The sequence below is a fragment of the Streptomyces sp. WM4235 genome (assembly GCF_001279725.1).
Taxonomy (GTDB): domain Bacteria; phylum Actinomycetota; class Actinomycetes; order Streptomycetales; family Streptomycetaceae; genus Streptomyces.
On sequence record NZ_LGDE01000069.1, the window covers coordinates 1 to 7,199 of the forward strand.

A 7,199-nucleotide genomic window follows, 5' to 3' on the forward strand; every position below is an offset into this window, starting at 1 on the left:
CCCCGGGGGGGGGAAGGTAAAAAAGTTGGTGTCGGATGGGGGCGCCGGGGGCTGGGGCGACCGGGACGCCGACCGCCGCTCAAGAGCGCCGACAGGTGGTCTGGGCGGGCGGGCCGGCCAGCGGCCGGGGCCGGGGAAGAGCCGGCGGGATGCGTGATGGGTGGCGGTGTCAGTGGTGAAGTAGGTTTCGGGGCTGGACTCGTAGCCGCGGTGGCGCGGGTCGTGGCAGCCCTGGGTGCGAAGCGGTACTGGTGAAGAGGCAGTGTTCTGACGATGCGCTATCCAGCGGTCGTCTTGGTAGGCGGCGAGCAATCCAGTCGGAGTCCGGGTGCGCTGGCGGGTGATAACTCGGTTGCGAAGAGCCTGGCCGCGCAAGCGAGGATGCCTGCATGGGCCAAGAGACGGATGAGGTAGGCGAAGCGATCGCAGGCGAGCTGCGTCTGATGGACGCCGGCGTGCGTGTATCCCGCTCGCTGGCCCTACAGCTTCTGGACCCGGACTTCGTCGAGGTTGGTGCCTCTGGGCGCCGATGGACGTATACGGAGATGCTGGCCGAGTTGCCCGAACTGGGTGGTGCAGCAGAAGGCGGTCCCCACTATGAGCCCTCGAACTTCAGCGGAGTGCTGTTGGCCCCCGGACTGGTGCACCTCACCTACGAGACAGTGTTTGACGGAAACCGGGCACGGCGCAGTTCGCTCTGGCGCAAGCAGGGCGCCGCCGGGACATGGCAGATGTACTACCACCTGGCGACACCCATCCCGCCCGACGGCATGTAGTTGTACATCTCAGGTGATGATCGTTCTTTGTCACCTGAGTGACAAAGCCGGCCATCGCCAGCGTGCGTGTCCGGCCCAGTACCTCATCAGGGGACCGACGGTGGTCGGGAGCCGCACATCTCAACTGGGGGGTCAGTGAAGAGAACTGCGAAATCCGCAATCGGCCTCGGCGCGGTTGGCCTGGCGTTGCTTACCGTCACCGCGCCCGGCGCCCAGGCCGAACCGGCATCGCCGCGGCGCACCGAGGCCCAGATCGCCGCGATGGACCCGACGCAGCGAGGAGAGTTACTGGAGCCACTCCGGCAACTCGCCGACGCCGTCGCCGCGGCGGGCAAGTCCAAGCAGCCCGACACCTATGCGGGGGTGCGCATTGATGCCCCCAACAACGTGGTGCATGTCTACGTGACCGATCGGTCCCGCACAGCGAAGCTCATCGAGGCGGCCCGGCAAACTGATGCCGGCATCGACACGAAGAAGATCGCCGTCGAGGAGGTCCGCACCACCCTCGCCGCCCTGCACGACGCCCGAGCCAGGCTTTTGGCCAAGTCTGCGGCGAAGAGCCTCCCCTACGAGATTCACTCCGTGGCGGTCAACGCCGAGGCGTCCTCACTCGACGTGGCGGTCGACGCGCCCGCCAAGGCCATCGCCGGCAGGCCGAAGGCTCTTGGTGTCGATGACGTGGCGCTGAACTTCATCCAGGGACAGAAGATCGAGCCCGCAAGCTGGTCCGACGTGAAGTGGCACGACAGCAGCCCGTTCATCGCCGGAGATGTGATCACCAACGGAGGCCACTACTGCTCGGCCGGCCTGCCCGCCGTCCGCAAGAGCGACAACGTCCGCGTCATGGTGACCGCCGGGCATTGCTTCGGCAACGGGGAACGCATCTACACCGGCGCGGGGTCCGACACCCTCGTTCGGCCGCTTCTACGATGGTCTGAACGGCCAGACCGGAAACCACGTGGGTACCCGGGAATGGCCCCCAACTGGGACGCCGAAACGCTCATCGGCGCCGACAACAGCGCCGACGTAAGCGAATCCACCGCCTACGCACCGGTGACGAGCTACGCCTACTCGCACAACGGCGACCCTGATGTGTGCCAGAGCGGTGCGGCGTCCTGCTTCATGCAGCAAGGCACAGTCTGCGGCATCCGCGTCATCAACGACGACGTCATGTTCAGCTTGAGCAACGGTTGGACCGCGAGGGGAGTCCAGGGTACCCGGCTTCCCGGCAACCCCTGGACCGTCGCCCACGGAGACAGTGGCACCATGGTCTACACCAAGACCGGTTCCACACGTCAGGCTCGCGGGGTTGTGTCCGCCCTCTCAAGCCCGTACCAGACCAATGCCGGTAGCTACGTCTACTGGACCGAAGCCACCGACATCTTCAACCACTTCGGCTTGAAGTTGAACCCGACGACGTGACTCGGCGAGTCGGGTGGGTGGCCGCCCGGGAGGATGGCCACCCAGCCTGCACGTGTTGCTGTCCCTTGCTGGAACCGGGAGCAAACATGATGCGTCACACCGGCATGAATCCACGCTCACTTCACGCGCGGGCCATACTGGCGACCCTGCTCGGTGCCTGCGTGCTCTGCGCCTGTGGGCAGGCCGGCCAAGCCGGAATCCCCGAATCGGGACCCTCCTCGACCTCTCAGCCCATCACGAGACCAACCGTCATCAGTGCGGACGGCCGGACCCTGACGACGGTCATCCCCATCGGAGGGTGTCAAAAGGGCCGGCTCTCAGGTACCGAGAGCGACACCACGGTTTCACTGACCCTGACGCTCACGACACACGAGAAGAAGGGGGAAGCCTGCGCAGCGAACATCGGACTGGAACCGGTGAGTTTCACGCTTCAGAAACCGCTGGATACCCGCAAGGTCGTTGACCAAGCAACAGGCAACCCGCTCACCATCACAAAGCCGTAGGAGGTCCGCGCCGGCGGCCCACCGTTCGCAGACGTTCAAGCTGTCGACGATCCACTGTGCGTCGACAAGGTCCGCAACGTGCTCGGCCTCTACCTGGACCCGCCGGAGAAGGCTTTGCTCCTCTGCGTGGACGAGAAGTCGCAGATCGAGGCCCTGGACCGGTCCCAACCGGTCCTGCTGATGATGCCGGGCGTTCCCGAACGCCGCAGCCACGACCACATCGCGTCGGCACCACCATCACCCTCCTCGCCCCACGCTTGCACCTGCACTTCACATCGACGACTGCCTCGTGGCTGAACCTGGTGGAGCGGTGGTTCGCCGAGTTCACGCAGAAGAAGCTCAAGCGTGGAGTCCACGGCTCCGTCCAGGCCCTCGAACGCGACATTCGGGCCTGGCCGGCCGACTGGAACGACCGACCCAGGCCCTTCGTCTGGACGAAGACCGCCGACGAGATCCTCGACAAAGTCGCCGCCTACCGCGGCCGAATCTCTGACGCAGGTCACTGGACACCCTGTACCGGCCGGACGCGCACACACTGTGCTGTAGCGCCTTGGCCACAGCCTCGGCGAAGTCGGTCAGGTCACAGACTCTGCTGCGCCATTCCCGTGGGCCATTCGCTGACCACATCGCGAGGTGCCCCGGGAGCGGCCGGCCACCTACACGGGTCTCACTGGCCGCACTCGTGCACGGGTCACGCCGGGGGCTTCTGCAGCCAGTCTGCTTCGGTGGTCCAGAACATTTGGCGCGCACCGAGGTAGTCGTGGGCGAAGTCCGTGAACCGTTCGCGGGTGTACGGTTCACCGGTCTTGGGGTCCTTGGCGTTGATGTCGGGTTCCTGGACGGCCATCGCGACGAGGGGGAGGGAATCCTTGTACTCGTGGAGGAACTTGTAGGAGTTCTCCATCTGGTACTTCCGGTCCGGCAGGGTGTCCGGTCCTCCGATTCCGATCTTCTTGTCCCTGGCGAGGTCGAACATCTCCGTCATGCGCTTGTGGTCGTCGTCATCCGGCAGGAAGTTGATGTACTGGATGAACTGCGTCTTGGTGAAGACCTTCTTGCCGTAGCGCATGTTGTCGATCTCGGCATCGATGTAGGACTTCGAGGTGTACTTGGTCTGATCCTTCTTGGTGTCCACCTCGACCGCGGTCTCCGGAAGGTTCACCCCGGCGAGCTTGCCGTCGAACCTCTGCGCCATCGCCCTCAGCATGGCCTGGAAGTCTGCTCGCACCTCCTTGTTCCATTGCGCGACCATGGCCCCATGGGTGGTGGGATTGTCGGGGTTCTCATCGATAGTCGGCGCGAGCCCGCCCTCGTCCTTCACATATTGGGGAACCTTGGCGTCCGTCATGGCTACATCGAAGAACCGATCCTGAACCTGGACGAACAGTTGCTTGTGGCGTGCCTGGAGATACTTCAGGGCATCGTCCAGCCGCGACCACTCGTACTCCCCCTTCTTCCCCTCAAGAGCCTTCCAGGGCACCACCACCTGTACGCCGCCGATGTCCGTACGGTCAATCATGGCCTTGACCTTCGGATCCCCGCCGGACGTCGCATCCTCGAATGCGCCGAGCGACATGTACAGATTGTCGGTTACCTTGCCGTGGGACATCGAGGCGGCCGTGTCCGGGGCGGAAACCGCGAAGGCCACCCCGACGGTGGCCGTCAAGGCCACGGCCGTGAGGGCAACAGATCCGACTGCACCGCGTTGCGTCATCATGAACGAGACGCTAGGGGAACGTTCTAAGTGAAAGATAAGAGTGTCCGTCGCCGCTCTCGGCGTCGGCACTCACCGCCAGCGAAATTGACAGTCCGTCATGAAGTGATGGCTTTCTCGCTTTCCACCTCCGCTCTCCAGCACAACCCCGGCGTCTTCTCGGCGCGAGGTTGCCCGGACGGTGCGGAGGGCGGCGAATCCGTGCGGGTGATCGCAAGATCCGCCGGAGTGGTTCTCGGATTGAGACCGAGATGCCTGTCGCCTCGCCAAGGGGTACCTCCTGAAGGAACCACCCGGCGGCATCTTCCGCGAGCCGGCCGACCGTGGGCTCGGCCGGTCCGGGGCGGGCCGACCAGCAAAATCCATCTGGCGGTCGAGCAGGGGCAAGAACCCTGTCGGTGGTGATCACGGCCGGTCAGCGAGGTGACTCCCCGCAGTTCGAGCCCGTCCTGGAAGCGATCACGGTGCCTCGGCTGAGCCTGGGGCGGCCGCGCAAGCGGTTGGCGCCACGGGATCTTGATCCCGCCCTTGACGCTGCCGTCCTCCTGGAGCCGGCCGAACAGGTACTCGGGCACGTGGGTGACGGGTGTGGGCCGACAAGGCAGACGACTCCCGCAGGAACCGCGCCTACCTGCGCAGACGCGGTGCCAAGGCGACGGCTCCGGTCCCTGCGGCCCTCGTTCGCAACCGGCGGGACCGCGTGAGTGGTTCATGGGTCAGCTTGGCGCTGACGGCTCGGTGATCTGCTGGGCCTCCTACGGCTCCAACCTGGCCGAGGCCATCCGCAGTCTCTGAACGCCCCCTCGCGACACCCCGCATCTCCAGCCACCTTCACAACAGGCCTTATTCGGCGCCCGCCCCGGCCGATCGGACCGGCTCTCACTGCGTTCGACACGTTTTCCTGGCCTGACTCAGGCAGGGATGCGTGGTGCGATCGTGCTGATGAAGTTGGTTGTCAGCGGCACTGTCTAGGGTGCGAGCAGGTAGATCACTGACGGATGGCAAGGGGATGAACGCGTGAGCGACGGGATTCAGTGGTTGGTCGGACTGGAGAACTGGATGTCCAGCGTGGTGTTCGCGCGAGGGATATCCGCCCAGGAGCTCGCGCTGCGCATGGGGGCGGACCCGGACGGGGCGACCGAGTCGATCACCGACGCCCAGGCGTGGGGTTTGGACATGCGGGGCTACCGGCCGGGCGGCGACGGGGACGGTGTCGTGCGGGTTGGCGAGTGCGCAGGCTGGTCCTTCGCCCTGGAGTACGGCGACTCGACCGGCGGGGACCGGCTGGCGGACATCTCCCGCACCGGAGTTGAAGTCGTCCGCTACGTCCCGATGCAAGAGCACCCGCCGGCCACCGTGGACTACGCCCGCGACGGCGTGGTCCTGTGCAGCTTCGGACTGCACGAGGAGGACCAGCGCTACGGCAAGGAGCCCGACCTGCTCGTTCCCGACCTCATTGCCGGACAGGTGCTGAGCCCCGATGGGCAGATGCTCCTGTCTCCCAACGACCCCGATGACGAGGATTACGAAGACTTCAGGGACACCTACCGGCGCACCCTGGGCGTCGTCGAGCGACGCTTCGGGCTGTCCCTTCCTCCTTCCTGTCTGAAGGAAGCGCGCCTGCCGGCGTACGCGGTCCGCGGGACCCCGAACATGATGGTTTGAGCTCTCGGCGCTTTCGCGTCCACACCGCTCTTGGCGTAGTGGAACCTGCCGCGCGGACGTGCGCTCATCGGCAGGTAGTGGACGGCCCCGACCCCGCCGGAGGCGATCTCCTTGAGAGAAGCGGACTGTTTGGCATGTGAGGGGGCCTGAGGGGGCTCGGGGAGGCTTGGGAAGCCGCGCACGGCAGGGTCGGCGTCGGGCTGGATGCGATTTCGGGATTCGGGTGTGTTGTCAGCGCTGTCTGGCAGGGACGCCTTGTGAATGATCATTTGATGTGCCGGGTAGGAAACTCGCCGGATACCCGGCGTGGTTCACCGCAGTGGGCGAAGTCGACCGCGACCGATGCGGCCGACCCAGGGATCACCTGCTCACCGTGGTCGGCGATGAGTGAGACGGCGCTTCGTGGCGCACCTGGCTTCCCGAAGAGGACCGGGATCAGGAGGGTGGCCGGTCCGTACCCTCTGACCCCACCGGCCTCGACATCGGCGGCGGGGGCGCGGTGTGCGTCTTCGAGTGTCGGTCCTGTCCGGACCGGCCCTTCACGCACTGGTACGACTCGAGCTGACGGGGTCGCAGAGCCGGTGGTGGGTCGTGCACGGAGCCGACGGCCGGCCGCCCTCGGGGTTCGCCGCCGTCCGGCGGCGTGGACGCTTTCGGCCCAGGCACCTTCCGGCCAGGGGCCGCCACTTCCCCGCGGTGACGGGAGCCGGAAAGACTGGGACGTGCCACCACGGCAATACGCCGGGTGGCACGTCGGTCCGTGCGTGACGCTGTCTCGGCAGGGAACGCTCCGGCGGCGTCGGTTTCCAGGCGTACTCGGCCCCGGGCAGCACTGCTGACACGGCATTGCCGGCCAGGGCACGCTCACGAAACCCCTCGGTCACGACCCATCCGACGGATCACCATGCCCGCTCGCACCACGGAGATCCGCACGTCCCCTCCATCGGCAGGGGAGTGCTACCGCTTCGGCCGACCGCCCGACCGCCCGGCCGCCGGCCCGTCCGACGGCCCTCGCAACCCACCCACACGGCGCGAGGGCGCTGGGTGCAGCGGATTCAGCCCGGTCGCGTGGGCAGCCACCCGTGCTGGACCGCCCGGACACCCGCTTCGAAGCGGCTG

5 protein-coding genes and 1 pseudogene are annotated in these 7,199 nt (G+C 66.2%); 5 read left to right on the top strand and 1 reads right to left on the bottom strand.

Annotated elements, in window-relative coordinates:
• Positions 1-389: 389 nt before the first annotated feature.
• The 4 genes and pseudogenes from ADK55_RS08355 to ADK55_RS36125 form a co-directional block, all read left to right on the top strand.
• Complete coding sequence (locus ADK55_RS08355) at positions 390-776, top strand: DUF4440 domain-containing protein (protein WP_053676846.1); 387 nt, start codon at positions 390-392, stop codon at positions 774-776.
• 135 nt (positions 777-911) lie between these two features.
• Positions 912-2,198, top strand: coding sequence for a S1 family peptidase (locus ADK55_RS08360; RefSeq protein WP_234349955.1), 1,287 nt, complete (start codon positions 912-914; stop codon positions 2,196-2,198).
• Positions 2,199-2,284: 86 nt separating this feature from the next.
• The gene (locus ADK55_RS38405; protein ID WP_159041318.1) at positions 2,285-2,701 is read left to right on the top strand and encodes a hypothetical protein; all 417 of its coding nucleotides are present in this window, start codon (positions 2,285-2,287) and stop codon (positions 2,699-2,701) included.
• A gap of 19 nt (positions 2,702-2,720) precedes the next feature.
• A pseudogene (locus tag ADK55_RS36125) lies at positions 2,721-3,177 on the top strand (IS630 family transposase); the annotation flags it as partial.
• 215 nt (positions 3,178-3,392) lie between these two features.
• Here ADK55_RS36125 and ADK55_RS08370 read toward each other — a convergent pair.
• A complete protein-coding gene (locus tag ADK55_RS08370; RefSeq protein ID WP_234349956.1) occupies positions 3,393-4,418 on the bottom strand; it encodes a hypothetical protein in 1,026 nt (341 codons plus the stop codon).
• A 1,014-nt stretch (positions 4,419-5,432) separates the two neighbouring features.
• On the opposite strand from ADK55_RS08370, the gene ADK55_RS08375 reads away from it, so the two are divergent.
• Positions 5,433-6,080: a DUF6461 domain-containing protein gene (locus ADK55_RS08375; protein WP_063839480.1), complete on the top strand. Its 648-nt coding sequence runs from the start codon at positions 5,433-5,435 to the stop codon at positions 6,078-6,080.
• Positions 6,081-7,199 lie beyond the last annotated feature (1,119 nt).